Genomic DNA, 320 nt, shown 5'->3' with positions numbered 1-320 from the left:
CGCAGCGGTAGTTCAGTCGGTTAGAATACCGGCCTGTCACGCCGGGGGTCGCGGGTTCGAGTCCCGTCCGCTGCGCCATCTTCGTTTCGAGGTCCCATGAACACCTCGGAGCAACAAACAAAGCGATCAGCGTGTCGCTTTTTTTGTGCCTGTCTTTCGAGCACTACTCGAAAGGACGGATCCCAGTTTCAATCAGGCGCAAGCCTGAGCGATACGCAGCGGTAGTTCAGTCGGTTAGAATACCGGCCTGTCACGCCGGGGGTCGCGGGTTCGAGTCCCGTCCGCTGCGCCATCTTCGCCACGAGGTCCCATGAACACCT

General features: G+C 59.7%; 2 tRNA genes. Both read left to right on the top strand.

Annotated elements, in window-relative coordinates:
* Position 1 precedes the first annotated feature (1 nt).
* Positions 2 to 78 (top strand) — tRNA-Asp (locus tag ACNFCH_RS25885).
* A gap of 137 nt (positions 79 to 215) precedes the next feature.
* A tRNA-Asp gene (locus ACNFCH_RS25880) sits at positions 216 to 292 on the top strand.
* The last annotated feature ends 28 nt before the right edge of the window (positions 293 to 320 follow it).

This window comes from Pseudomonas sp. NY15354 (assembly GCF_048068075.1).
In the GTDB taxonomy this organism is placed as follows: domain Bacteria; phylum Pseudomonadota; class Gammaproteobacteria; order Pseudomonadales; family Pseudomonadaceae; genus Aquipseudomonas; species Aquipseudomonas guariconensis_C.
Note: the sequence above shows the minus strand (reverse complement) of the source record. Positions and strands in the feature narration are given on the sequence as shown.